The organism is Bacillus sp. 196mf, from assembly GCF_003217275.1.
In the GTDB taxonomy this organism is placed as follows: Bacteria; Bacillota; Bacilli; order Bacillales; family Bacillaceae_G; genus Bacillus_A; species Bacillus_A thuringiensis_S.
The window spans coordinates 1-26,180 of record NZ_QJTG01000008.1 but is presented as its reverse complement, the minus strand read 5'-3'; the positions used below and the strand labels follow the sequence as shown (position 1 = coordinate 26,180).

Here is a 26,180-nt window from a genome sequence, read left to right as displayed (position 1 = left end):
TTCATCTTTAAATTTAAAAAAGAAGGGGTTACCTATATATATTAATAACTTCGAAATATTGTATAACAGATAATTTTTATTGTGCTAACGAATCAGGATAGTGTGGCGACCGACCAACTAAATAGTTGCTTCTCCTCAATTATTAGAAGGGAAGTTCTATCATTTCGCGAATTTATTAGACATAGATGAGTGCTATAATTTTCTATATTTACATAAAGAGGTGACTATGCATGAATCAAAGACCGTCAGAAGAAGAATACGCCGGGAACTCCGGTGAATATATCCGTTTGGTGCCGGACGGTAACATCATCAACATTCTGCTCGCCCAGGAAAAGCAAATGACTGAGCTCCTGGCATCGTTGACCGAAAGCCAGGCCGCATATCGGTATGCGGAAGGAAAATGGACGCTGAAAGAAGTCGTGGGCCACATTACAGACGCGGAACGCGTCATGACCTACCGCCTGCTCCGGTTCGCAAGAGGGGACCAGACGCCGCTGACCGGTTTCGATCAGGAATTGTTCATGCCTCCTTTTGGAAGCTGGACAATCGCGCAACTGGCCGAAGACTACCAGGCCGTCCGGCAATCAACGATCACATTGCTGCGCGGGCTACCGGCTGAGGCGTGGAATCGTAAGGGTACAGCCAACAACCTAAGCATTACGGCGCGCGCCCTCGCGTACGGCATCGCAGGACACGAACTTCATCACATGGGGGTCATCCGAAACCGGTACTTGAGTTAATCGTCGGCTGAGGCCTTTTGAATGGAACTAACACCTTTCATACAATCTTAGATACCGTTCTTATTGGGGCCCGCCCCACAACCATCAACTTAAGGATTTAGACTATTTTTGAAATTGAAAGCACGTTACTATTCTCTTATGTTAATGAGAAAGGGTGACGTGCTTTTTATGATTATGCACTAAAAACAAGAGTTATCTTTATTTGCCGAAGAGTTATATCGATTTTTCTCATTTTGGGGTATTTGTTTTTCTTAGATTGATGGTGATGGGGCACTACTCTATAATGATCAAATTAAAATTTAAAATAGTTATAGAGACTCCATTTCTCGGAAATATTGTAACTATTAAGTTGTAAAAAGATATAATGGGAGGAAGTTTTTCTAAATCAAAAAAATTGATTAATAAGTTGCATAATAAACTCACTAGCGTATATACTATAAACATCAAAAAAAGTTGATGAAGGGAAGTGAACTACAGTGGCACAAAATTTTCAGTTATATGAGAAAAAGTTTAAAGCGTTGGCTGATCAAAAACGTTTAGAAATCATGTATGAACTTTGCCAGCGAGGCCAGACTTGTGTATGTGATTTAACAGAGATTTTTGAAATGACGCAATCTAAATTGTCCTATCATTTAAAGATTTTATTAGATGCAGGTTTAATTGTAAAAGAAACAAAAGGTACGTGGAGTTATTATGATTTAAATGATGCGGAAGTGAATAATTTGTTATCAGAAGAATTGTGCTGTATCTTTAGAAAAACAGGCAAAGGTAGTTGTTGTTAAAATTTTGCGTTATTAATCAAAAAAAATTGATTAATAACATATAAAGAGGAGGAATAAGCTATGAGATATGTTCATGTCGGTATAAATGTTACGGATTTAGAGAAGTCTATTGAATTCTACGAAAAGGTATTTGGTGTGTCACCAGTTAAGGTGAAAGTAGATTATGCAAAATTTTTATTAGAGACGCCAGGACTTAATTTCACGCTAAACGTACGAGATGAAGTGAAGGGAAATCAGGTAAATCATTTCGGTTTCCAAGTGGATACAGCTGAAGAAATTACGTTACATAAAGAAAGATTAGAAAAAGAAGGTTTCTTTGCGCGTGATGAGATGGATACGACTTGTTGCTATGCGGTTCAAGATAAGTTTTGGGTAACGGATCCTGATGGGAACGAGTGGGAATTCTTTTATACAAAAGCACAGAGTGATGTTCATAAAATAGAAGAGGCACCTTGTTGCACGACTTCTAACGTAGTAGAACAAAATTCTTGTTGTTAATAGGAGATGGAAAATAAAATGAAACGTTTATCTTTTCTAGATCGATATTTAACACTATGGATTTTTCTAGCTATGGCTGTTGGGATTGGTTTAGGGTTTGTATTTCCTAGTGTAGTAGACGGATTGAATACATTACAAGTTGGAACAACGTCTATCCCGCTAGCTGTTGGTTTAATTGTCATGATGTATCCACCGTTAGCGAAAGTTCGTTACGAGGAAATGGGCCGAGTATTTAAAGATGTAAAAGTATTGGTTTTATCTTTAGTACAAAACTGGATTATTGGACCTGTACTTATGTTTGTTTTAGCAATTATTTTTCTTCCTGATAAGCCAGAATACATGGTCGGACTCATTATGATTGGTTTAGCACGTTGTATTGCAATGGTAATTGTTTGGAACGATCTTGCAGATGGGGATAAAGAGTATGCAGCAGGTTTAGTGGCTTTTAACTCAGTATTTCAAATGTTATTCTTCTCCGTTTATGCATACGTGTTTGTAACAGTCATTCCAGAATGGTTAGGGATTGAAGGGGCTATTGTCGATATTACAATGGGAGAAGTAGCGAAATCAGTATTTATCTATTTGGGAATTCCTTTTATAGCAGGCATGTTAACACGTTTTGTACTCGTTAAGTTAAAAGGAAGAGAATGGTATGAAAAGGTGTTTATACCGAAGATTAGTCCACTTACATTACTTGCATTATTATTTACAATCATCATTATGTTCTCTTTAAAAGGGGAGATGATTGTTAGCGTACCATTAGATGTGGTAAGAATAGCGATTCCGTTATTAATCTATTTTATTGTAATGTTTTTTGTATCTTTCTTTATGGGAAGAAAAATTGGTGCAAACTATCCGGTGACGACAACGTTAGCATTTACAGCAGGTAGTAATAACTTTGAGTTAGCAATTGCTGTAGCAGTTGGGGTGTTTGGTATTCATTCAGGCGCAGCATTTGCAGCAGTTATCGGACCATTAGTTGAAGTACCTGTAATGATTGCACTTGTAAACGTTGCTTTTTGGTTTAAACGTAAATATTTTAATGACCAACCAGTCTAAATATAAAATAAAGGTGGAAAATACCATGGAAAACAAAAAGACAATCTATTTCTTATGTACAGGAAATTCATGCCGAAGCCAAATGGCAGAAGCGTGGGGCAAACAATATTTAGGTGATAAATGGAATGTATATTCTGCAGGAATTGAAGCACATGGAGTAAATCCAAATGCAATTAAAGCAATGAACGAAGTAAATATCGACATAACAAATCAAACATCAGATATAATTGATGCAAACATTTTAAATAGTGCTGATTTAGTCGTTACGCTGTGTAGTCATGCGGATTCTGTTTGTCCATCTACTCCGCCGCATGTAAATCGTGTTCATTGGGGATTTGATGATCCAGCAGGAAAAGAGTGGTCCGAATTTCAACGTGTTCGTGATGAAATTGGTGAACGTATAAAGCGATTCTCTGAAACAGGGGAGTAAATAAAGGAAAGAGTCAATCTTCTATCTTATAGGGGAGTGACTCTTTTTTATTATGTATTTCATTTACTTATCGCATCGCTTTAAAACCACTCTTAGAAATAATACAGAATATTATGTGAAGATGGTAAAGTTTCATTTTATAATTTTTACTTTATTAAAAGTTGATTTGTTAGAAAGGATAATCATTTATTGATATAATGAATGGATGCGTGGCAGGGAATAGATAGAAAGATACTGCTAGTAATTTATACTTCAAATGTTGGGAGATTGGACAGAGTTATGGGGACAGAAAAAGAAATTAGTTCCGCTAAATTAATATGGAAGATGACGCGCCCGCATACATTAACGGCGACGTTTTCTCCTGTAATTTTAGGGACAGTGGCATCACTTTATGTTGCCAAAATTGATTGGCTTTTATTTATTGCGATGATGCTTGCATGTTTAGCGCTGCAAATAGCAACGAACTTATTTAATGAGTACTATGATTTCAAACGTGGATTAGATACCGCTGAATCCGTTGGCATCGGTGGCGGAATTGTCCGTCATGGATTGAAGCCAAAAAATGTGTTAACAGTTGCGCTTTTATTGTATGTCGTAGCAGCATTTATTGGCATTTATATTTGTATGAATAGCAGCTGGTGGTTAGTTGTCATTGGTTTAATTGGGATGGCAGTTGGCTATTTATATACAGGCGGTCCATTACCAATTGCGTACACTCCGTTTGGAGAATTAGTTTCTGGGCTGTTAATGGGGACATGTTTTGTAATCATTGCTTTCTTTATTCAAACGAATACTGTAACGATTGAAAGTGTATTGATTTCCATTCCAATTGGAATTTTAGTAGGTGCAATCAATATGTCAAATAACATCCGAGATATCGAAGAAGATATTAAAGGTGGAAGAAAGACATTAGTAATCCTCCTTGGGAGAGAAAAAGCTGTGGTAACACTAGCGGTAGCCTTTTTCATTGCGTATTTATGGATTGCCGTAATTGTATTAATGGGTTATATAAGCCCTTGGGCATTAGTTATGTTCCTAGGTTTGAGAAAGCCAATTTCTGCGATTCAAAGTTTCCAAAAAGGGGCAAAGGATCCTGGATATATGCGCATCGCAATGAAATCAACAGCGATGACAAATACGATTTTCGGCTTCTTGTTGTCAGCAGGATTATTAATTAGTTATTTGTTTTAAATAACTTAACCCCAATTTCTCGATTTTAGTATAGAGAAATTGGGGTTTTATTTTGAGTTTTTTACGTTATAAACTATTATCATTTGAAATGTATATACCAATAAATTGCAACTTCATCACTTGTCTTATCCAAACCTTTATAAACAAGAAAATCAAACCCACCAATTACAAATCCACATTTTTCATAAAATTTACATGCTGCGACATTATTATTTTGCGTTTCAAGCATGATACCTGGCATATTTCCTTTTTTTGCCCACTGCTTTGCTTGATCAACTAATCTTTTACCAACTCCGAGTGTACGATATTTTTTATCTACCGTTATATCTTCTATGTAAGCATAGTGGTTCCAATTCTTTTTCAATACCATTAATCCAATGATTTGGTTATGTAACAGTGCTATGTAAATGACTTGATTAGGTTTATTTATATATTCATTGTAAGCCAGTTCTTCATTATCATCTTGATTTTGTAAATAACTTTTTTCATAACTTGGAACGTCTTCTACTGTATATTCTATACGTTTATTTCCTTTGGAAAGAGAAAGAATTAACCGAGCATTCACTATAAAACTGTCATCAATCTCCGGGAGATTATCTAAATCATTTGTTTCTAACTCTCTAATTACAAGGTTCATCGGGGCACCTCCACATAATAATATTTCTTCTAGTTCTTCATTTGGTTCAAATGAATTCCAATTACAAAATTATAATAGAATTTCAATAGTACGGCTATCTTTGTATTTTATCTTTATACCAGTATGTTGTTATCTTGATATAAAAATATTGTTTAGAAAGAGTAGTATCTTTTATTTTGGGTGTATATCCAGTTTTCAAATTTAACTGTAGTAGAGAAACAAATATTTTTTTAAAGAGTGGATGCCATACGTTATTCTTTAACTAAATTCGACATTATCTGCATTTTATCTTCATCTTCCTCTATTAATCTATTTATTGTAAACATCAGCTGGAGTTAATGCTCAGCTGTATAAATAATGAATATAAAAATTAATAGGGAAAGGATCGAAAAATAATGAAAGAATCACAAAGTAAGAAAAAAACAAGTCGACTAACTAAGGTAATAATATCTCTAGGAGTTGTTTTAGCAACGACCTTTTTCACCTTCTTTTTAATTGGAAAATGGAACTCTATCCCAGCGAAGGGAATAGCTAACGAAAGTAGTAATCAAGTTAACACGCAACAACAAGAAAAGAAAAAAGAAACACCACCGGCAAAACAGAAAAGACCTGATGGAAAACCGGTAGGAAAGGTTGTTTATTTAACATTCGATGACGGTCCTAGCGAATTAACTGGGAAGTTTTTAGATGTACTAAAAGAGCAAAATGTTGCGTCGACATTTTTTATGCAAGGTAGCAATTTACAAAATACAGGTTTTCAGGAAAACGTAAAACGAGCGGTAAAAGAAGGACATTATATTGGTGCTCATAGTATGACACATAATAGTGATAAGCTATACAAAAAAGGACAATTTGTAACGGAGATGAAAGAAACGTTAGCTCTTATTCATAATATTACGGGTACAATTCCTAAACTAGTCCGTCCCCCATATGGATCTGCACCAGGATTAAAGGGCGAGGACATTCGTAACAAAATTGTAGAAGCAGGAATAAAAGTTTGGGATTGGACGATAGATTCAAATGATTGGAAATTAAAAGATAATCCCATTCAGATTATCGAAAATGTAAAGAAACAGACAACAGAAGAAGTTGAAGTTGTATTAATGCATGAAAAGGCGCAAACATTACAAGCTCTTCCTGAAATTATTAAATTTTATAAAGAGCAAGGGTATGAATTTGGGGTATATAATGACGAGGATCATTTTCGTCTAAACTTCCAAAAAGATCAACGGCTATAGTATAAACATAGTTATTTTAAAAAGGTGTTTTTATTACTAAATCAATAATTAAGCCAAAAGACGATTTCCTATACAATAAAGAAATCGTCTTTTTTTATAAAGTTGACTTTTGGATCAAAAAGGTTTATTCTACTTGTGCAAGTGAATACTTACATTCGGGTTTGGATAAAGATTATGTGAAAGTTGGATGAAACGTGAATGAAATGACAAATACATCAGAACGTATTATTGAGGCTTTTTTAGAATTATTCCGCACTCATGGCTATAAGGGAACGACGACACGCTCGATTTCGGAACTAGCGGGCGTAAACGAAGTAACGATCTTTCGGAATTTTGGAAGCAAAAAGAATATTATGGAAAAAGCTGTCGAATCTTTATCGCGTGATATGGAATTGAATAAATTAATGCCTGGAGAGATGACTTGGAATCTTGAAGATGACTTGCTATCTATTGCAGAAGGATATCTTGCATATATAGAAAAGTTAAAGGATTTAATTTTGATTAGTTTTCAGGAAGCTGAAATGTTCCCAGAGCTCAAAGAAAAAATTGCATTAATTCCTAAACAATTAAAAGATAATTTGGTTTCATATTTCATTGAGATGAGAGAAAAGGGAAAGCTTATTGAAACTGATATGGAAGCTCAGGCGATGAACTTTATTTGGATGAATTTCGGTTACTTTCTTTCTAACTCACGCTTTGGTGACAATTTATTTTCCAATTCAAAAGAGATTTTTTTAAAACATAGTGTCCAACTATTTTCTAGGGGGCTAACTCCCTAGGTCTTTTTTTTGTACCTAATGCAAGTAAGTACTTGCTATAATAAAACAACAAGGAGTACGACAATGAAAACTTTAAAAAATTTCTTTAAATTCCCTCCAACATTCATTGGAATTGCAACAGCATTTGCCTTTCTGTTAATTTTCTTTTGTGTGTGGATGACTGCATACGATGGTGTTACGGATCGGGTAAACCAATTAAAAGTCGGATTAGTTAATGAAGATAATCAAATGGGAACCGATATTGAAAAAAGCTTGAAGGAAAATCTACCCTTTAAAGTTAAAAGCTATAGCTCGGTAACGCACGCCCAAAAAGATATGGATAACAGGAACTTAGATATGGTTATTCAAATTCCTGCAAATTTCTCAAGCCTATTGAAAGAAAATAATACTACAGAGATTAACTATTTCATCAATCAAGCAAACTCATCTTTGGCAAAACAGATTATGGAAGGCGCGGCAAAGGATATTACGCAAACAGTTAATAAAAATGTATATGCGTATAAACAAAAGCTTATTTCATCTAACCTATCTAACGAATTAAGTACAGTGATGCCGTCAGAAGAATTGGTCCAAAAGTTATCAGAAAACATTACGAAAGCTATGAGTTCATTAAACATTGATTCTGTGCAATCATCTGTCGAAAAAACAAACAATACAGATGGCTTTGCAGCAACCATGATTCCATTTTTAATTGTTCTTGCTTCATGGGTTGGAGCGATGCTTATGAGTTTAAATCTTAATATTGTTGCAACAATATTAAAAAACACGCACGGAAAATGGTCTATATTTTTATCAAGACAAGTTATTAACATTGTCGTATCTGTTATTTTAGCTATTATCACGTTATTATTAATGACCTTATTTAATGTTAAATTGAATACAAGCTTGTTTGAAACATGGATATTCCAAACTCTTGTCTTTTTCTCTTTTTTAAGCGTAACGCAAATGTTTATCGTTCTATTTGGTCCTGCTGGTATGATGTTTAATATCATATCGCTGTCAGTACAATTAGTTACTTGTGGAGTAATTGTTCCAAAAGTGTTGCTATCCAATTTTTACCAAATTGTCGGTTCTCTTTTCCCTGGAACTTATGTAGCTGACGGATATCAAACAATAATTTTTGGTGGGGGAAATCTATCACACGATATGAATATTCTTCTTTGCACTTCAATTATTACCATTCTTATAGCGGTGGGGAGAATTATGCTGCAAAGAGATAGTAAAAGTGAATTGATCAAACAAACTGCCAACAGATAAAAAGCTTATATTACATGTGAAGTGCACCCTGATTGCTAAACAAAGTCTAACAAACAATCGAGGGGCACTTTTTTTAGTCAAATTCTCTTAGCGTACGAAATTCGCGTTTTTCTCCGTAGCGAAATAGGGCTCATATGCTCTAACCTCATTCTATTAGTAAATAGCCTGCAATCATTGTCCTCTGTACATGAAATAAATTTGGTTTGTAATATAATCTGAACTAAAATGAAGTCCGTTTTTTATCCACCACATAATGATTCCTACCAATGAAGCGGTTTTAATCTCAATGGCAACATAATCTTTGGGTAGCTCTGTCTCACTATTATTTCTGCGCGTTTCTACTAATTTCTTTATTAATAGAAATAATTGTTCCTCAAAATGATTCATATTAAATAAAACAGATAAATAATTTCGATGAATATATAAATAATCAAGCAATTGTGTTAGCTGTTGTTTTTCTGATAAATTGCTTACGTGTATTAAAGCGGTAATTTTATTAGAAAGTTCGTTTAAAATTTCATCAGTGAGTTGCATGAGTAAATCCTGAATATCTTGATAGTGTAAGTAAAATGTTGTCCGATTTAATCCAGCTTCGTTTGCAATTTTCTGGACTGTTAAATTTGAAATAGTGGATTCCTCTTGTAAAAGGGAATAGACGGCATTTTTAAACATTTCTCTTGAACGAAGTGTACGAGGATCCTCTTTTTTAGATGTAGACATTTTGAAACTCCTTTATAGATTTTTCTTTGACTTTCTCGACATAGCATATTTTCAATGTCGATTAATGAACATTTTTAACAAAATTGTTCATGGTCAGGAATATGTATCTTTGTTACTATGAATTTTATCGACACTGTGTCGATAATGCAACTATAGAAAAAGGGAGTTTACAAATGGAGAAGGGAATAACAGAAAAAAATAAGAAAATTTTATTACTTGTACTAATTGCTGGATGTTTTTTATCAACATTAAACCAGACGTTACTTAATGTGGCAATGAGTAACTTAATGGAAGTATTTGATGTTACAGCTACAACTGTACAATGGTTAGCAACAGGTTTTATGCTCGTAAACGGTGTTTTAGTGCCAATTACGGCATTTTTAATGAAACGTTTTACAACGAGGCAATTATTTATTAGCTCAATGATTTTTTTATTAATCGGAACATTACTATGTGCCGGTGCCATCAATTTTGGCATGTTATTAACAGGAAGAATGATTCAAGCAATTGGGGCAGGAATTATTATGCCGCTCATGATGACAGTTATTTTATATTTATATCCTAGTGAAAAGCGCGGGAGTGTTATGGGAACTATCGGCTTTGCTATGATTTTTGCGCCAGCCATTGCTCCAACGTTATCTGGTTTTATCATTGAATATGTATCATGGAGATGGTTATTTATTGGATTAGCTCCATTTGTATTCATCGTCATTATTCTTGCGCTAAAATATTTAATGAACGTTGCAGATACGACAAAAGCAAGATTGGATATTGTAAGTGTCATTTTATCAACGATTGGCTTTGGTTGTGTTTTATTTGGATTCAGTAGTGCAGGAAGTAAGGGATGGGATCACCCGATTGTTATTACGACAATTATTACCGGGGTACTTGTTACAACGCTATTTTGCTTACGTCAAATAAAGTCTAACGATCCATTATTAAATTTATCCGTATTTAAGTATAAAATTTTTACTCTTACATCAGTGATCAATGTACTTATCACGATGATTATGTATGCTGATTTAATTCTTTTACCGATTTACTTACAAAACGGAAGAGGCTTTACCGCATTTGAATCAGGTTTACTTCTATTACCTGGAGCGGTCATTAATGCATTCTTATCACCAATTACAGGTAAAATGTATGATAAATACGGAGCAAAACCACTCTTTATTACAGGGTTAGTATTTATCATTATTTCGATGTGGGGGGTAATTGATTTAACTGAATCCACAACGTATATGTATGTAATGGTGCGTACTATTCTTTTACGGATTGGGTTAAGTTTCATTTCAATGCCTTTAAATACAGCAGGACTAAATGCTTTACCTAGAGAATTAGGTTCACATGGTTCAGCCGTAAATAATACGGTTCGTCAATTAGCCGGTGCTATTGGAACAGCTGTTGTTATTACTATATATACAACTCAAGCAACTTCACACGCTTCAGAGTTATCTTTAGAAAATGGAAACATTACAGCTATTCAACTAGCTAAATTATCCTCTATTTTCGGCTCAAGTGATGCGTATCTATTCATGTTATTTTTATCTTTCGTAGCATTAATCTTTGCATGTTTCATGCCTAAAAAAGTGGCAACTCAAAAACTTGAAAGTAAGGCAAGTAATTAGAATCGTTTATAGAGTAGTTTAGAAAGTATATGATGGAAGAAAAGCAAGGGATCTAATAATTAAGGTCATTTGCTTTTCTTTTTGTTTATGAACTTAACTGTATTTTGTAAAGATATTAAAGGAGACATGAAAAAATCCACCTACAACAATTAAAAGATTGATTGACCGAAACAATATAAAAAGGACTCGTAAATTTATCCCACTTTAATGGGCAGTAAGACCCCTACCTCAAAATTCAGCGAAAGCAAAGAAGTTAGGTAGGGGAGGATCAACTGCCCATAAAAGTCCGATTGGTGAGGGCTGATAATCAGTGGGGGATGAAGAAAACCTCCACTGATTAAAGTTTCACTTTATAAGAGTTCTTTTTTGCAATCCCAATAAATTCTTCTCAATAATTGAAAATAAAATCAATCCGGATTATTATATTGTTATTGTAAATTTATTTTATTGAAGGAGGATACATAGATGAAAAGCTCAAAAGGCGCTATTGAATCAGAGATAAGCAAAGCAATTACTCACTGGGAAAAGGACTACCTAGGACGCGGGTCTATATCCGTTAAGACAGATATATTACGGGATATGATTATCGTAAATTTACAAGGTGTTTTAACGCCGGCTGAATATAGTGTTTGCGAAACAAAAGAAGGTATGCTAACGATAAAGAAGAATCGTTCGGAGCTAGTTGAATCTGGAATTGATGATCTGAAAGAGATTATACTAGAATTAACTGGAGAGAAAGTGAAAAGCTTTCATACGGATATAAGCTCCCGTACAGGCGAACGAGTAATGATTTTTAAATTGCTTCATAATCTTGAGGAGAAATTTTAAAAATACCTTAAGGTTAGTGGAAGGATTAAGAAACCTACAAGTTTTGCACTTTATTAACAGGCTAATAATTAAAAACTTGAAGTTATTTAGGTATAATAAATCTTAATTCTAATAACTCTTAAAAAACGGATAAAGAAATTGACAAACTGCTTAATATGGTTTATCTTATAATTGTTTTAAAAAATTGATAGATGCTCATTTTAACAGCTTGCTATAATTAAGGCTTTAGCATTTTTTTAATATGTAATATTGACTAAATGAAAAAGTTTCTTAATTAAAAGATAGCGTATAACATAAATTGATATATTGATTGCATAATCTAGGAGATCAGAAATATACATTTCTTTTTAACAGGAGTAATACATACATTATTATCCTCTATAAAATGGGAGCTCTTCAAAAAACTTTATTGAAGTTAGTTGAAGTGAAACCGACAATCTCCATAATTCAATGATGATATAAAATCATTGAATTATGGAAGTTGTCGGTTTTTTTTATGGGAAAAAACGATGCACTAAAAAGAGTGAATGAAAATTGAAATTTAAAAAACTATCGTAATTAAAAGGAATTTTTATAGGCTATTTTCGCTTAGAAGGGAGTATTTAACATGTTAATTTCGCTGAGTTCATCAACACTGTTAACTTTATTTTTTATGGCGCTTAGTGCTTCTTGGCTAAGTGGATTATTGTTTTTAAATGCAAGGATGCCTTTACGTTTTGTTCATATCCATATTGGTATCGCTGCTTTGCCTTCATTGGTTTCTTTACTCGCACTTGTTAATAACAATGGAGATAGAGTTGTGGGGCCTTGGCATCTAGATACTTTAGCTTGGTTAATGGCTTTCTTTGTTCTTACAATTGGTTTAATCATTCAGCGTTTCTCTGTACGTTATTTAATGGGAGATCGCTCATATCGAAAATACTTTGCACTTTTTACATTTACTACAGGTGTATCTTCGGTTGCATGGTTAAGTGATGATCTTCGCTTAATGATCATTTGTTGGGGAGCAACGCTTATAGGATTGGTTCTACTCATAGGACTAAATAAAGGGTGGAAAGTAGTTAGTGAAGCAACTAAAATCTCTGGCTATTTATTTACAATAAGTTGGATTGCGTTGCTATCAGCTATCATTTGGCTTTTTCAAGTAACTGGACAGTGGCAGTTAACGTCAGTTTTAACGAATGAAGATGTAGCGCTACATGGAACATTGGAGAGAACAGGAATTAACTTATTAATTATATTAGCTGTGATGATTCCAGCAGCACAATGGCCTTTTCAAAGATGGTTAATTGAGTCTGCTGTTGCTCCAACTCCTGTTTCTGCTATTATGCATGCGGGTTTAGTAAATGCTGGCGGTATCATGTTAACTAGATTTTCACCTCTTTTTCATGATGATATTGCACAAATAATTTTACTAATTTTCTCTAGTATTTCTGTCTTAATAGGTACAGGAATTAGTTTAGTCCAAGTTGATTATAAACGTCAGCTAGTAGGTTCAACTATTGCACAAATGGGATTTATGCTTATTCAATGTGCATTAGGCGCTTATTTAGCAGCTGTTATTCATTTAATTTTACATGGTTTGTTTAAAGCTACACTATTTTTACAAGCTGGTTCTTCAGTGCAACGTTTTGGGGTAGTGAATCAGTCTAATGAAAAGATGGCCAATTTATGGATTATAGTCGGGCGTGTTTTAGGATTATTTATAGCAATTACTTTCTGGTTTATGACTTCTGGAGAGGGGTATCAACTAGTTAGTGCGTTAATCTTAGGCTGGTCACTATACTTTTCATGGAAACAGCTTGTTGTTTTTGGAGAGGGAAGAATGGGACGAATTGCTGGCGTAATTGTTTTGATTGGATGTTCTCTCATTTACTTTACTGTTCATAATTCTCTTTATAAATGGTTGCATACTGATATTTATCAAAGTGTTCAACCTTCAGCTCCAGCCGTTATCTTTGTTATATGTATTTTACTATTTAGTAGTGTTATTAGTACTTTCGTTACTCGTCATCAATCTTCTACTTTATTCGCTGTACTTTATCTTTGGTTAGTTCGAGTAGGTGAGGCGAGACGAAAGTCAGTAGAAAGTCATCCAAGCTATCTGAAACATTATGTATCAAAGGGAGGTAATTCGTGATGAGCATACCGTCAATATTAAAGAAAGATACAAACATTGATATACAAAAAAATAATATAAATGATTTAGTTGCATCTGCTAGCCGAGTTATTGCACCACTTTGGCCTATCTCTACGTTTGCAGCTCACCATCCTTGGATGGGACTTGAAAAGCAATCATTTGATCAAGTTGCAAATTGGTTAAAAGAAGCTCGTAATGTGGATATGTATCCTAGTACTTCCATGATTCATTCGGCAAAAGCGAAAGGTGAGATTGAGGAATCATTTTTACAAAGTAGTTTGTCTCGTTGGCTGGATTCACAATCTTTTCATATTCCGCGAGAGAAAGTAGAGCGATTTTGCCAAGCGGCTTTAAAGTTAGAAAAATTACCTTCTAGTCTATTATCATCGCCAGAATTAAATAAACTGGCAGACGAAATGAGTTATATAAATACAGGGAGTATGAAAGCCTTTGTTATGCAACCAATAAGTTCGCTTATAGAGAATCAAAATGGTGAAAACCTATCTGATATTCTTAATTATCATATTATTAAATGGTGTAAATTATATCTTGATGACTCCGGATCAAGTTGGACGATGCCAAATCGAGAGAAAGGTTTTTATCGTGCATGGCACCACCTTATTAAATTTGATCCAGCGCTCAGTAAAAATGAGCGTAAAGTTTTAAAAGATTGGCCACAAGATGCCGAAGTAGCTTTAGCGAGAGTATTATCTGAACTAGGAATTTCTGAATCTAACATACAATCTTACCTTGAAGGGCACTTGCTTTCTTTGCCTGGGTGGGCAGGAATGATACGATGGCGCTCACAACAATCAATTCAGGAACAGGAACTTCCCATAGAATATTTAGCAGTTCGAATTTCTATGGAGCTGGCTATTGCAAAACCTTATTTACCTTTAAAAAATCAAAAGGTTGAGAAAAAAGTTCCGATCGTCCCACTTATAGCTTCTTGGATCTATTGGGGGAATATTTCAACACGGGAATGGTTACAAATGCCTGCTGCTGAACAAAGTGAATTATTAGCATTCGCTTATCGTTTTGATGAAAATATTCGCAGGAAACTTTGGCTGGAAGCTTGGGAACAAACGCATGCAGAGCAATTAAGAGAGAAGATTGCTTCTAAACAACGTGTAACCAATGATAAAAAGCGTGTATTAGCTCAATTAGCATTTTGTATTGATGTACGTTCAGAACCGTTTCGTCGCCACCTTGAAAAATTAGGTCCGTTTGAAACATTTGGAATAGCTGGTTTCTTTGGTTTACCAATTGCAACTAGTGCACTAGGTAGTAATAACAACCATCCTTCTTTGCCAGTTATACTTAAACCGAAACATCAAATAAAAGAGCTCACAAATGAAAATGAACTTAAATCTTATGAGCAGCGTAAGAGGGTAGGCAGTTCGGTACGTTATACATTTAAAACGATGAAACAGAACGTAATGACAAGTATGGCGCTACCTGAGTTAAGTGGTCCTTTACTTGGTCTACAGATGGTGACAAGAAGCTTTGTCCCAAGAGGAGTTGGTGGTTTCATTCGTAAACTTCGTAAAACTATGTTACAAAAACCTGATACAACATTCTCGCTTAATCATGTTCATGACACAAAGGGTGAGATACCTATCGGTTTTACGAAAGAAGAAAAAGTGAACTATGTGCGTCAAGCTTTAAAAATGGTGGGACTGACAGAAAAATTTGCTCCTTTAATTGTAATGTGCGGACATAGTAGTCAAAGTACGAACAACCCTTATGCTGCAGCACTTGAGTGTGGTGCTTGTGGCGGAGCAGCAGGAGGATTCAATGCAAGAGTTTTTGCTACTTTATGTAATCTTCCAGAAGTGAGAGAGGCGTTGTTTGCTGAAGGTATTAAAATTCCTGAGGATACCATTTTTGCAGCAGCTGAACATAAAACAACAGTGGATGAATTGGAATGGATTTACGTCCCAGAACTTTCGGAAACTGCGCAAGAAGCATTTGATTGTATCAAGTCGATTATGCCAAATGTGAGCCAACATGCAAATAGAGAGCGTTTAACGCAATTACCAAATTTAAAAACGAAAATAAAAAATGCGAGTAAAGAGGCACATCGATTTGCAGAAGATTGGAGTGAAATACGTCCAGAATGGGGATTAGCTCGTAATGCATCTTTTATTATCGGGCAACGGGAATTAACTCAAGATTGTGACTTAGAAGGTAGGGCTTTCCTCCATAATTATGATTGGAAACAGGATGAAAGTGGCGATATATTAGCTAACATTATTGCAGGACCAGGAACAGTAGCTCAGTGGATAAATCTACAATATTACGCTTCAACTGTAGCTCCTCATTATTATGGTAGTGGAAATAAAACAACCCAAACCGTAACGGCGGGTCTTGGTGTTATGCAGGGAAATGCAAGTGATTTGTTGCCAGGCTTACCTTGGCAATCCGTTATGCAGTCAGATAGTGAGACGTATCATTCACCACTTCGTTTACTAATTGTAATTCAAGCGCCTATTCAATATATAGAACGTTTACTAAATAATGATTTCACATTTCGAGAAAAAGTTCAAAATGGATGGGTTAGACTTGCAAGTGTTGATCCTGAGGGACGCTGGAAAAACTGGTAACAATTATTATTGTTACTAGCTTAAAAGTTTCATAAATACAATAATGAAGAAGGAGTGCTCCATATGAATTCAAAGAATAAAAAAGTTTTATTATTAACAGACATTGAACACGGAATAGAGCCTAGTATCCAACAAGTAACTAATATTCAACAAGAAAACATGTTGACTATACACAGCTATGATTCTGTAATTGTACATCCTTATGGAGATATAATGAGATCTATTATTATTGCTATTTATCAAGAAAATGTTAAAGAAATTTTTGTTGTCGGAATAGAGGATAAAGAAACTGATGTAGTTAATCTACAAATTCAACGTGATTCCATAAAAAATAACAGGGAACTAGATTATCTCTTTGAAAATTGCATGCCTGAATTTTTAAGTGGTAGCCTTGATGAATGGCTAAGTGGAAAAGAAAATGTTAGTGAAAATATTGAGAAGAGTATAGATATGATTTGTCATCATCCATTAGTGCCTTCTGATGTTAAAGTTCATGGTTTCATAATTGATAGAACGGGTGAAAAAGAAACGGTTGTTAAAATTTCTGCTAATAAAGTACTGAAACAAATGCATTTTTATGTGTAAGTTATCGATAGATAAGCAACTTTTATTTGGACTTGTGTCCTTTACAAAGAGCAAAAGAAATCTTCTATAAATGGGGATCTTTTGCTCTTTTTGTTTGAATTTTTAATGTGTTTTATAGGAGATATCTAATATGTACATAATAAAAATATATAACCTTTTGCATGAAATTTTAAGGACGGATTAGCAGGTGATAATAAAGTTAATCGTAAAATAGAAGTGTATATTGTGATTTATCCCGCATTAACGGGTAGCCCTATTGGTGAGGGCTGATTAAATTTTCACTTTATTTTAAGATTATTGCTAAAAAGAATGGAGATTCTTTAATTATGAGAATAAAACAGTTAAAACCTAAAATGATATGGAAAAAAAGAATGTTGCTAACTCTTTTTATTGTTTTCGGATTGATTATTGCGGGGGGGATTTTCTGGAATGTTTCACCTATTCCGAAAGCGTTTCTCATAAAAAAAGCATTTGAAGGTGGAATGTTTGTTCAATCTAATAATTATAAAAACGCTCTAAAAGAGACACGAATTGTTAAAGATATCAATTATAATTCTAAATTTCCTGATGGTACATTAGACATTATTTATCCCAAAAATTTTATAGGGAAAACACCTGTTATTTTTTGGGTGCACGGGGGTGGATTTGTAGGTGGAGATAAATCAGACATTACTGGTTATGCAGTAGAATTAGCTGCTCGTGGTTATACAGTGATAAATATAAATTACGCTCTTGCTCCTAAAAGAAAGTATCCTACACCAGTACTACAACTTGGTGAGGCTTATGAATATATAAAAGCAAATGCAAAGAAATATAATGTAAAACTAGATGACCTATATTTTGCAGGAGATTCTGCGGGAGCGCAAATATCTGGACAATTTGTTACTATTCAAACATCTCCAGATTATGCGAAATTAACCGGAATTGACGCTATTGTTACTCCTTCTACAATTAAAGGTATACTGCTATTTTGCGGCCCGTATAATATGCCTGCATTAGCTAAAATGGAAACATCCAAAGAAGTGCAAGACTTTATGCGTACTACTGGCTGGGCTTACTTTGGGAAAAAGAAGTTTGAAACATTACCTGAAATGGAAATCGCCTCTATTTATAAACACGTTACAAAAGATTACCCACCAACGTTCATCACAGATGGAAATACTGCATCATTTGAAGATCAAGGTAAAGCATTAGCTTCTACTTTACAAAATAAAGGAGTACCTGTAGATACACTTTTCTTTGATAAAAATATCTCTGGCGAGTTAGCGCATGAATTTCAATTTAAAATGAACACTCCAGCAGGTGAAGAAGCTTTTAACCAAGTTCTTAAATTTCTAAATGAAAATAAATAATATATATACTATTAACTTTTTATAAGCCTAGTTTAATACCATATATGGGTGAACAAAATATTGCATTAATAATCTAATGGTAGCAAAAATAAATTTGATAAGAAGTATATAGTAAGAATGATTTGGAGATACAGATGGGGATATAACTATTTTATTTAGGACGGTGCACTTTAAATGGATTTACAGAAAGGGAAATTATATTGGAACACAACTTTTTCTAATACACCTTCTTATCCTCGTTTGGACGAAGATATTAAATGTGACGTACTAATAATAGGAGCAGGAAGTTCAGGTGCTCAATCAGCATACTATTTAAGTGAATCAGATTCAAATATTGTTGTCGTTGATAAAAGAAAGGTAGGACATGGAAGTAACCTTACAAATACAGCACTTATTCAATATTTAGGTGACAAGATGTTTTTTGAACTTGTAAATACATTTGGAGAAGAGTATGCAGTTAAGCATATGAAATTATGTGAACAAGCTATTAATGATATTGAATATGCTGATCAAAACTTGCCTTATTGCTCTGATTTTAAACGACGTGACAGTTTATATTATGCAAGTTATGAAGAGGATATAAAGAAATTAGAAAAAGAACTGTATTATTTACATAAGCATGATTTTAAAGCGACTTGGCTATCAGAGGAACAAATTGGACAGAGATATCCATTTAAAAAACGTGCAGCTATTTATACGTATAATGATGGTGAAATAAATCCTTATAAATTTACACATAGTTTATTAGAACAAGCTTCTAATAAAGGAGTTCAAATTTATGAAGATACAGAGATTGTTGGCAAAAAGTTAGAGAAAGAATGTGCTATCTTTTATACAAAGGGGGGCAATTCTATTACTGCCAATAAAGTAATTGTGGCTGCAGGATATGAAGGATTGGAATTTAAAAAGGAAAAGAACGCTACACTGATTAGCTCATATGCAGTTGTTACTAATCCTGTAGAAGATTTATCTTCTTGGTATAAACGTACTCTCATTTGGGAAACTGCGAGACCATATATTTATATGAGAACTACTGCAGATAACAGGATTATTATAGGTGGGCTAGATGAAGATACAAACATTGCTCAAGAAAGAGATTCAAAATTAATCCATAAAAAAGAGAAATTAGTAAATGAATTTAATAAGCTCTTTCCCAATATAACAGTTGAACCTGAATTTTATTTAAGTGCTTTTTATGGTGGTACTCATGATGGTTTACCTATAATTGGAATGTATGAAGAGTTTCCAAATTGTCACTTTATCTATGCGTATGGAGATAATGGATTAGTATATAGTATGGTACTTTCTAAAATTGTTCGAGATATAATTATTAAAGGTTCAAGTCCGGATTTGAATTTATATTTACAAACTAGACCAAAACTAAATGAGTAAGTTGCATGTATGCAAAATCAAGGTAGTATAAAAAAGTAATAGTTTTTACGGTTTTAATTACTTTATATAGGAAGCAATTCTACAATTATAATCTCTCCAATATATTTGGGGGGATTTATTTTTTTTTATGATTTATTGAAAAATAGTCTAATTAGACTATAATGAGTATATAGTTTAATTAGACTATATATTTTATTGAGTGTGAAAAAAGGAGGGAAGAGGCATGGTTGCAAAAGAGAGCAACTTACGCTTAGTGATAGCTGGGTTAATGCTAGGCATTTTAATGGCTGCAATGGATAATACAATTGTTGCCACTTCAATTGGTACAATTGTCTCAGATTTGGGTGGATTGGATAAATTCATATGGGTTACTTCTGCTTATATGGTTGCAGTTATGGCGGGTATGCCTATTTTCGGGAAATTATCTGATATGTATGGTAGAAAGAGGTTTTATATTTTTGGTTTATTAATCTTCTTAATTGGTTCTGCATTATGTGGTACTGCGCAAAGTATTGTTCAGCTAAGTATTTATCGTGCAATTCAAGGTATAGGTGGGGGGGCACTGATGCCAATCGCCTTTACCATTGTATTTGATATTTTTCCTATTGAAAAAAGAGGGAAAATGACTGGATTATTAGGGGCCGTATTTGGTTCTTCAAGTGTATTAGGACCTTTATTAGGTGCGTATATAACAGAAAATATTAATTGGCATTGGATTTTTTACGTCAATATTCCAATTGGTCTAATGTCATTAATTTTTATTTTAAAAGCTTATAAAGAAAATAATCCACCTACTAAGCAAAATATTGATTGGTGGGGGGCGATAACACTCGTCATAGCAGTAATTAGCTTAATGTTCGCTTTAGAATTGGGAGGAAAAGAATTTAAGTGGGATTCGATACAAATCATTGGGTTATTTGCATCGTTTATTGTATTTTTTGTTGGCTTCTTATTGGTAGAAAGAAAAGTGAAAGATCCGATAATATCATTTTGGATGTTTAAGCGTAAGGAGTTTGCAATATCACAAATTATTACGTTTTTCTATGGAGCAACATTTGTTATTTTAACAGTATTTATTCCTATTTTTGTTCAGGCTGTATATGGTGGAACAGCAACTAATGCTGGATTAATTTTAACCCCAATGATGTTAGGTTCTGTAGTAGGTAGTGCAATTGGTGGAATATTTCAAACGAAAATTAGTTACCGCAACTTGATGTTATTATCTATAATATCCTTTGGGGTAGGTATGTATTTGTTAGGAACGATGGATCCGCAAACAAGCCGTGTACTTTTAACGATATACATGATTATAACGGGATTTGGAGTTGGATTTTCGTTCTCTTTGCTTCCCACAGTTTCTATTCATAATATGGAACCGAGATTCCGTGGTTCAGCTACTTCGACAAATTCATTCTTTCGTTCACTAGGTATGACAATTGGAGTAACGATTTTTGGCTCCATTCAAAATAGTACCTTTACAGCTAACTTAAAGGATGCTTTTAAGGGAATAGAACATGGTTCCAGCATGTTAAATAATCTAGGTGATCCAAGTGCAATATTTCGCTCAGATGTAAGATCCGGTATCCCTACGTTTATTCTTGAAAAAATTATAGCTGCTATGTCATCTTCAATTACTACTGTTTTTCTATTAGCTTTAATTCCAATTATCGTTTCGTTTATAGCAATATTATTTATGGGAAATTCCAAAGCTGGTACAAAGGATAATAAAGTGAATTTGAAGTCATAAATTTTATAAAACAAAAAGATTCTTTACTTATTTTTAGCTTATACTATTGGTATAGGTTATTAAGGAGTGGAGAGTTATGAATACAAAGCTTTTTATGCTGGGTCTTCTTATGGAGAAAAATAGGCATCCGTATGAAGTCCAGCAACTTTTAAAAAATAGTGAAATGAAATATTATATAAAAATTACTAAAGGCTCTTTATATTATACATTTGAGCAACTTGAAAAGAAGGGCTTTATAGAGGTTGTTGATATTATTCGTAATGAACAACGCCCTGAAAGGACTATTTACGGTATTACTAAAAGTGGTAAACAAGAATTTGAGCATTTATTATTAGAGCAAATGATAAAGAAAGAGGATATGCATCGTCCTATATATGAAGCGCTACTTTTTGCACAATATGGGGAGGAAGAATTAATTCTAGAACAGCTAAAAACTAAAATTTCTCAACTGACGTTATATCTTACTACCCTTCAAAAAGTATATGAAGAAAAGTGTGGAAAAGAGAGTGTAGCTAAGTTATATATATTATCTAGTGTCATTTTACATTTAAGAACAGAGTTAAAAGTTTTACAGAGTTTATATAACACCATAAAAAATGAAAAGATAGATAATATAGGAAATGATGTACTTAGAGAGATAGAAAATCAATGTTTATAGTGAAGAAGATTATAAAATAAAAAGGATGATTCTTATAGTCTTTTAAAAATAACAGAAGTACTTGTTCTCATAAAGAATGAATTGTGCTTTAAGAATTAGAAGGGATAGCCATGCAAAATAAAATTATTGTTATGTTTCAAAAAGATTTTCGTTTATATGATAACCCAGCTCTATTTGAAGCTGTTCAGTCTGGTGAGGTTCTTCCGGTATATATACAAGATGAAACTTTTTCAATAGGAAGTGCGGCAAAGTGGTGGTTACACCATGCTGTAAAAGATGTAAAGAAGCAACTTGAGGCATTGGGCTCTACTTTAATAATTCGTAAAGGACGTACGGAAGAAGAAATACTTTCTCTCATAGAACAATTAGATATAACGGCTGTATATTGGAATATTTGTTATGATCCGGACAGAGTACAATCTAATCAAAAAATGAAAATGATGTTAGAGGATAAAGGTATTATCTGTAAGGAATTTAATTCGCATTTATTATTAGAACCGTGGATTATAAAAAAGAAGGATAACACTGAATATAAGGTTTTTACGCCTTTTTATAATGCATTTCAAAAGCAGGTAATACCTAAACCTATTAGAAAAGTGCAGAGTATAAAGTGGGGAAGCTCTTTGCCAGCAAGCTTATCTGTTTCAGAATTACACTTTTTGCCGACTATACCGTGGACATCTCATATGGAAGCAATATGGGATCCGACAGAAGAAGGGGCATATAAAACATTCAAGAAATTTTTCTCTAGCAAATTAGCCTCTTATAGTGAAGGAAGAGATTTTCCAGATCAAAATGTCCATTCGATGTTGGCACCGTATCTTTCATTTGGTCAAATATCAGTAAAGCTAATGTTTCATTACTTAATAAATAAAAGTACCGAAAGACAATGTAGTCTTTTTGAAAAACAAGTTAATAGCTTTATACGTCAATTAATTTGGCGAGAGTTTTCTTATTATTTACTATATCATTATCCATTTACAGTATCTAAACCTCTTAATAAGAGCTTTGAAAATTTCCCGTGGGATAAGGAAGAGGAGTTATTAAGCGTATGGCAGAAGGGTGAAACTGGTTATCCGTTTATTGATGCGGGAATGCGGGAGCTTTGGCAAACAGGTTTTATGCATAATCGGGCAAGAATGGCTGTAGCCTCTTTTCTTGTAAAGCATTTGTTAATTCCATGGCAAGAAGGAGCAAAATGGTTTATGGATACACTACTAGATGCTGATATTGCAAATAATACAATGGGATGGCAATGGGTTGCTGGAAGTGGGGCAGATGCATCACCGTACTTTCGTATTTTTAACCCCATCACACAAGGAGAAAAGTTTGATAAAAATGGAGAGTATATAAGAAGATGGGTACCAGAATTAAGCGATATACCGAATAAATATATACATAAACCATGGGAAGCGCCTGCGCATATTTTACAAAAGGCCAATATAAAGCTTGGGGATACATATCCTTATCCGATTGTTGATCATAAGGCAGCACGAGAGAGAGCCCTTTGTGCATATAAAAGTATGAAAGAATTTGTATAAAATAGGTTAAACAATATGTATTTGGAATTTAAATATTAGAATTTTATCCATTACAAGGGCATACTAATCATATAAAGTTTCTATAATCTTCTAGTAAAAAGGAGAATGTTTATGAAAAAATCTAGTATTATAGTATTTTTACTAACATATGGTTTGTTTTATGTTTCTAGTGTTTTATTCCCTATTGATCGTACTTGGTATGATGCGTTAGAAAAGCCGTCTTGGACACCTTCTGGTATGACAATCGGAATGATATGGGCTGTATTATTTGGACTTATTGCATTATCAGTTGCAATTATTTACAAAAACTATGGATTCAAGCCAAAAACATTTTGGTTTTTATTCCTTTTAAATTATATATTCAATCAAGCGTTCAGCTATTTTCAATTTAGCCAAAAGAATTTGTTTTTAGCAACAGTAGATTGTTTACTTGTCGCTATTACTACGTTACTTCTCATAGCGGTTTCTTCCAAATTATCTAAAGTATCGACATGTTTGCTAATACCATATTTTTTATGGTCTGCATTTGCTACATATTTATCTTGGACAATTTATAGTATAAATTAAAGACGGAACTAAAAACTTGAGCACAATAAAAATGCTCGAGTTTTTATGTGTGTTAATGATAATCCGAAATATGGAATATATACATCTTATGGAGGTCATCTTTGTGAAGAAATGGATAAAAATTACGCTGTACTCTTTACTAGCTATTTTAATTATAGGAAGTTTTACTTTTTTGACTTGGTCTCAGTTTACTTATAAACCGACGAAAGAGGCTTTGTCGTTAGTAGATGATAAAAAAGATGAAGATAATATCGTTTTTGGAGCGAAAGATGCGAAAGTAGGGGTTATTTTTTATCAAGGAGCTAAAGTAGAAGCTGAGGCTTATAGTTACTTAGGAGAAGCGCTTGCAAAAGATGGGCACTTTGTAGTAATGCCTAAGTTACCATTAAATTTAGCGATACTTGGAATAAATGAGGTAGACAGTGTAATTGAAAAGTATCCGGAAGTTCAAAAATGGTATGTTGCAGGGCATTCAATGGGAGGAGCTATGATTTCTAAGTATGCCTTCCAACATGAAGACAAGGTAGACGGGATTATTTTCTTAGGTTCGTATCCTGCAGATGACTTTTCTACAAAATCGATTCCGATGTTATCAATTTATGGGGAAGTAGATGCTTTAGCAACTGTAGAAAAAATAGAGAACAATAAAAAGTTCATGTCAAAGAATACAACTATGCACATGATAAAAGGGGGAAATCATGCTCATTTTGGCATGTATGGTGAGCAAAAAGGTGATAATGCGAGTTTAATTACGGCAAAAGCACAACGAGATGAAACAGTAAAAGTAATTGAACAATGGTTATTGGAACAATGATAACGAATTTAATAAATCTACCGAAAGAATTATCCAAACGGTAGATGGGAGAGAGAATAAAGAGCCAAATCGTATGAATTGGCTCTTTTATTTATTTGCTATCTCCAATTGTCCCCTTATTTTCTCCGGAATATCTTCTTTAGAAATAATATCGTAAGAATACACATATTTTCCTTTCACATGAATTTTTAAGTAAGTTTTTCTTATAAAATCATTAGGCGTGTTCGTTCCAACTGTATATTCTTTTTCATTACTTAATTCGTCAACAGCTTTTAGTGAGTACATAGCTTTTCCTTTATGATGATAATCTGGAACACCATATCCTTTCGCAACGGCATATACATTTTTTTCTTCAGCAATCGGATTAAATCTGTCTAAATCTCCACGTAATATGAAAGGTAGTAAGTATATAGGGAGGCCTATTCCTAGTATGCAAATTACAAATTTCTTCATGATTGTTTCTCCTTTTGTCTATTTACATTTTTGAGTATAGAAAAAAGTTCTTATGAATATAGAGGGAAATTCTTTAAGTTTTTCTTAATAAAGTTTAACTTTGTGAAAAAAACTAATTTGAGCATTAAGTTTACGAAATGAATAGCCAAATAACCTGTTTTCTTTATTTTTTGATGGTAGGTTATTAGGCTTTATATTGGTATGAGTGAATTAAGAAATAAGTGAGATTTAGGAAATATATAAGTTGAATTTAAGCTTTACAATTGAACGCACAATCGATTAATCACTTTTTCAGGTGTGCGATTTAACTCCTGGATAAAAGCCTGTACATTTTTTTGAATCTCGTAGACCGATGAATAAAAAACGTTATGGATGACGTCAGATTTGAGCCATTTCCATAATCCTTCAATTAGATTTAAATCCGGGCTGTAGGGAGGTAAAAATACCAATTCTAAGCGATGCAGATGTCTACTTAAAAACGGTTGGATGAGCTTCGCATGATGAATACGCGCATTATCAAGAATTATGGCTATCTTCC

At 33.7% G+C, this 26,180-nt stretch carries 25 protein-coding genes; 21 read left to right on the top strand and 4 right to left on the bottom strand.

What is annotated here, in order from left to right; translation table 11 throughout:
- Window positions 1-230: 230 nt before the first annotated feature.
- The 6 genes from ATL10_RS13590 to menA all read left to right on the top strand — a co-directional run bounded on the left by ATL10_RS13590 (window position 231) and on the right by menA (window position 4,700).
- A complete protein-coding gene (locus tag ATL10_RS13590; protein WP_097924022.1) occupies window positions 231-740 on the top strand; it encodes a DinB family protein in 510 nt (169 codons plus the stop codon).
- 476 nt (window positions 741-1,216) lie between these two features.
- Window positions 1,217-1,522, top strand: coding sequence for an arsenical resistance operon transcriptional regulator ArsR (gene arsR, locus ATL10_RS13585; protein WP_000068188.1), 306 nt, complete (start codon window positions 1,217-1,219; stop codon window positions 1,520-1,522).
- Window positions 1,523-1,582: 60 nt separating this feature from the next.
- Entirely contained in the window at window positions 1,583-2,020 is a 438-nt protein-coding gene (locus ATL10_RS13580; protein ID WP_004411740.1) for an ArsI/CadI family heavy metal resistance metalloenzyme, read from the top strand.
- Between the two features lie 18 nt (window positions 2,021-2,038).
- Window positions 2,039-3,079, top strand: coding sequence for an ACR3 family arsenite efflux transporter (gene arsB, locus ATL10_RS13575; protein ID WP_000826557.1), 1,041 nt, complete (start codon window positions 2,039-2,041; stop codon window positions 3,077-3,079).
- A gap of 25 nt (window positions 3,080-3,104) precedes the next feature.
- A complete protein-coding gene (gene arsC / locus ATL10_RS13570) occupies window positions 3,105-3,509 on the top strand; it encodes an arsenate reductase (thioredoxin) (RefSeq protein ID WP_000428354.1) in 405 nt (134 codons plus the stop codon).
- A 279-nt stretch (window positions 3,510-3,788) separates the two neighbouring features.
- Window positions 3,789-4,700 carry a 1,4-dihydroxy-2-naphthoate polyprenyltransferase gene (gene menA, locus ATL10_RS13565; protein ID WP_000536367.1) on the top strand — a complete coding sequence of 304 codons (912 nt, stop codon included), beginning with the start codon at window positions 3,789-3,791 and terminating at the stop codon, window positions 4,698-4,700.
- A 79-nt stretch (window positions 4,701-4,779) separates the two neighbouring features.
- Here menA and satA read toward each other — a convergent pair whose 3' ends face one another.
- Window positions 4,780-5,337, bottom strand: coding sequence for a streptothricin N-acetyltransferase SatA (gene satA, locus ATL10_RS13560; RefSeq protein ID WP_001054993.1), 558 nt, complete (start codon window positions 5,335-5,337; stop codon window positions 4,780-4,782).
- A 395-nt stretch (window positions 5,338-5,732) separates the two neighbouring features.
- On the opposite strand from satA, the gene ATL10_RS13555 reads away from it, so the two are divergent.
- The 3 genes from ATL10_RS13555 to ATL10_RS13545 all read left to right on the top strand — a co-directional run bounded on the left by ATL10_RS13555 (window position 5,733) and on the right by ATL10_RS13545 (window position 8,611).
- Window positions 5,733-6,575 carry a polysaccharide deacetylase family protein gene (locus ATL10_RS13555; RefSeq protein ID WP_061660773.1) on the top strand — a complete coding sequence of 281 codons (843 nt, stop codon included), beginning with the start codon at window positions 5,733-5,735 and terminating at the stop codon, window positions 6,573-6,575.
- A 194-nt stretch (window positions 6,576-6,769) separates the two neighbouring features.
- Complete coding sequence (locus ATL10_RS13550) at window positions 6,770-7,354, top strand: TetR/AcrR family transcriptional regulator (protein WP_001004645.1); 585 nt, start codon at window positions 6,770-6,772, stop codon at window positions 7,352-7,354.
- 63 nt (window positions 7,355-7,417) lie between these two features.
- Window positions 7,418-8,611, top strand: a complete 1,194-nt coding sequence (locus tag ATL10_RS13545) for a YhgE/Pip domain-containing protein (RefSeq protein WP_080451119.1) — start codon at window positions 7,418-7,420, stop codon at window positions 8,609-8,611.
- Between the two features lie 171 nt (window positions 8,612-8,782).
- Here ATL10_RS13545 and ATL10_RS13540 read toward each other — a convergent pair whose 3' ends face one another.
- On the bottom strand, window positions 8,783-9,331 hold the full coding sequence (locus tag ATL10_RS13540; RefSeq protein WP_098399045.1) for a TetR/AcrR family transcriptional regulator: 549 nt from the start codon (window positions 9,329-9,331) through the stop codon (window positions 8,783-8,785).
- Between the two features lie 173 nt (window positions 9,332-9,504).
- On the opposite strand from ATL10_RS13540, the gene ATL10_RS13535 reads away from it, so the two are divergent.
- From ATL10_RS13535 to ATL10_RS13480, 12 genes are all read left to right on the top strand, one after another.
- Complete coding sequence (locus ATL10_RS13535) at window positions 9,505-10,959, top strand: DHA2 family efflux MFS transporter permease subunit (protein ID WP_000410730.1); 1,455 nt, start codon at window positions 9,505-9,507, stop codon at window positions 10,957-10,959.
- 465 nt (window positions 10,960-11,424) lie between these two features.
- On the top strand, window positions 11,425-11,787 hold the full coding sequence (locus ATL10_RS13530; protein ID WP_072938919.1) for a Na-translocating system protein MpsC family protein: 363 nt from the start codon (window positions 11,425-11,427) through the stop codon (window positions 11,785-11,787).
- Window positions 11,788-12,394: 607 nt separating this feature from the next.
- Complete coding sequence (locus ATL10_RS13525) at window positions 12,395-13,927, top strand: NADH dehydrogenase subunit 5 (RefSeq protein WP_075720374.1); 1,533 nt, start codon at window positions 12,395-12,397, stop codon at window positions 13,925-13,927.
- Window positions 13,927-16,533, top strand: coding sequence for a DUF2309 domain-containing protein (locus ATL10_RS13520; protein WP_110497011.1), 2,607 nt, complete (start codon window positions 13,927-13,929; stop codon window positions 16,531-16,533). The genes ATL10_RS13525 and ATL10_RS13520 overlap by 1 nt, the downstream gene beginning before the upstream one ends.
- A 63-nt stretch (window positions 16,534-16,596) precedes the next feature.
- Window positions 16,597-17,118 carry a carbonic anhydrase gene (locus ATL10_RS13515; RefSeq protein ID WP_097947003.1) on the top strand — a complete coding sequence of 174 codons (522 nt, stop codon included), beginning with the start codon at window positions 16,597-16,599 and terminating at the stop codon, window positions 17,116-17,118.
- Window positions 17,119-17,444: 326 nt separating this feature from the next.
- Window positions 17,445-18,470: an alpha/beta hydrolase gene (locus ATL10_RS13510; protein WP_097924015.1), complete on the top strand. Its 1,026-nt coding sequence runs from the start codon at window positions 17,445-17,447 to the stop codon at window positions 18,468-18,470.
- A gap of 174 nt (window positions 18,471-18,644) precedes the next feature.
- Window positions 18,645-19,862, top strand: coding sequence for an NAD(P)/FAD-dependent oxidoreductase (locus tag ATL10_RS13505; RefSeq protein ID WP_097924013.1), 1,218 nt, complete (start codon window positions 18,645-18,647; stop codon window positions 19,860-19,862).
- 223 nt (window positions 19,863-20,085) lie between these two features.
- A complete protein-coding gene (locus tag ATL10_RS13500; RefSeq protein WP_110497009.1) occupies window positions 20,086-21,609 on the top strand; it encodes an MDR family MFS transporter in 1,524 nt (507 codons plus the stop codon).
- Between the two features lie 76 nt (window positions 21,610-21,685).
- Window positions 21,686-22,267 (top strand): PadR family transcriptional regulator, encoded by a 582-nt coding sequence (locus tag ATL10_RS13495; RefSeq protein WP_001093176.1) that lies wholly within the window; start codon window positions 21,686-21,688, stop codon window positions 22,265-22,267.
- A gap of 110 nt (window positions 22,268-22,377) precedes the next feature.
- The gene (locus ATL10_RS13490) at window positions 22,378-23,808 is read left to right on the top strand and encodes a cryptochrome/photolyase family protein (protein WP_110497007.1); all 1,431 of its coding nucleotides are present in this window, start codon (window positions 22,378-22,380) and stop codon (window positions 23,806-23,808) included.
- 111 nt (window positions 23,809-23,919) lie between these two features.
- The gene (locus ATL10_RS13485; RefSeq protein WP_142669955.1) at window positions 23,920-24,375 is read left to right on the top strand and encodes a TspO/MBR family protein; all 456 of its coding nucleotides are present in this window, start codon (window positions 23,920-23,922) and stop codon (window positions 24,373-24,375) included.
- Between the two features lie 103 nt (window positions 24,376-24,478).
- Window positions 24,479-25,189, top strand: a complete 711-nt coding sequence (locus tag ATL10_RS13480; protein ID WP_000758821.1) for an alpha/beta hydrolase — start codon at window positions 24,479-24,481, stop codon at window positions 25,187-25,189.
- A gap of 87 nt (window positions 25,190-25,276) precedes the next feature.
- Here ATL10_RS13480 and ATL10_RS13475 read toward each other — a convergent pair whose 3' ends face one another.
- Window positions 25,277-25,642, bottom strand: a complete 366-nt coding sequence (locus tag ATL10_RS13475; protein ID WP_000714887.1) for a YxeA family protein — start codon at window positions 25,640-25,642, stop codon at window positions 25,277-25,279.
- Between the two features lie 257 nt (window positions 25,643-25,899).
- Window positions 25,900-26,180 (bottom strand): transposase (locus tag ATL10_RS13470; RefSeq protein WP_181419326.1); only part of this gene is annotated, 281 nt, incomplete at its 5' end.

Bases quoted from the DNA above. Each gene is read 5' to 3' on its own strand.
- ATL10_RS13505 (WP_097924013.1), top strand. From the start codon at position 18,645: ATGGATTTACAGAAAGGGAAATTATATTGGAACACAACTTTTTCTAAT.
- ATL10_RS13545 (WP_080451119.1), top strand. From the start codon at position 7,418: ATGAAAACTTTAAAAAATTTCTTTAAATTCCCTCCAACATTCATTGGA.
- arsC (WP_000428354.1), top strand. From the start codon at position 3,105: ATGGAAAACAAAAAGACAATCTATTTCTTATGTACAGGAAATTCATGC.
- ATL10_RS13525 (WP_075720374.1), top strand. From the start codon at position 12,395: ATGTTAATTTCGCTGAGTTCATCAACACTGTTAACTTTATTTTTTATG.
- satA (WP_001054993.1), bottom strand. From the start codon at position 5,337: ATGAACCTTGTAATTAGAGAGTTAGAAACAAATGATTTAGATAATCTC.
- ATL10_RS13580 (WP_004411740.1), top strand. From the start codon at position 1,583: ATGAGATATGTTCATGTCGGTATAAATGTTACGGATTTAGAGAAGTCT.
- menA (WP_000536367.1), top strand. From the start codon at position 3,789: ATGGGGACAGAAAAAGAAATTAGTTCCGCTAAATTAATATGGAAGATG.
- ATL10_RS13475 (WP_000714887.1), bottom strand. From the start codon at position 25,642: ATGAAGAAATTTGTAATTTGCATACTAGGAATAGGCCTCCCTATATAC.
- arsB (WP_000826557.1), top strand. From the start codon at position 2,039: ATGAAACGTTTATCTTTTCTAGATCGATATTTAACACTATGGATTTTT.
- ATL10_RS13485 (WP_142669955.1), top strand. From the start codon at position 23,920: ATGAAAAAATCTAGTATTATAGTATTTTTACTAACATATGGTTTGTTT.
- ATL10_RS13515 (WP_097947003.1), top strand. From the start codon at position 16,597: ATGAATTCAAAGAATAAAAAAGTTTTATTATTAACAGACATTGAACAC.
- ATL10_RS13535 (WP_000410730.1), top strand. From the start codon at position 9,505: ATGGAGAAGGGAATAACAGAAAAAAATAAGAAAATTTTATTACTTGTA.
- ATL10_RS13520 (WP_110497011.1), top strand. From the start codon at position 13,927: ATGAGCATACCGTCAATATTAAAGAAAGATACAAACATTGATATACAA.
- ATL10_RS13590 (WP_097924022.1), top strand. From the start codon at position 231: ATGAATCAAAGACCGTCAGAAGAAGAATACGCCGGGAACTCCGGTGAA.
- ATL10_RS13490 (WP_110497007.1), top strand. From the start codon at position 22,378: ATGCAAAATAAAATTATTGTTATGTTTCAAAAAGATTTTCGTTTATAT.
- ATL10_RS13530 (WP_072938919.1), top strand. From the start codon at position 11,425: ATGAAAAGCTCAAAAGGCGCTATTGAATCAGAGATAAGCAAAGCAATT.
- ATL10_RS13540 (WP_098399045.1), bottom strand. From the start codon at position 9,331: ATGTCTACATCTAAAAAAGAGGATCCTCGTACACTTCGTTCAAGAGAA.
- ATL10_RS13500 (WP_110497009.1), top strand. From the start codon at position 20,086: ATGGTTGCAAAAGAGAGCAACTTACGCTTAGTGATAGCTGGGTTAATG.
- ATL10_RS13495 (WP_001093176.1), top strand. From the start codon at position 21,686: ATGAATACAAAGCTTTTTATGCTGGGTCTTCTTATGGAGAAAAATAGG.
- ATL10_RS13510 (WP_097924015.1), top strand. From the start codon at position 17,445: ATGAGAATAAAACAGTTAAAACCTAAAATGATATGGAAAAAAAGAATG.
- ATL10_RS13555 (WP_061660773.1), top strand. From the start codon at position 5,733: ATGAAAGAATCACAAAGTAAGAAAAAAACAAGTCGACTAACTAAGGTA.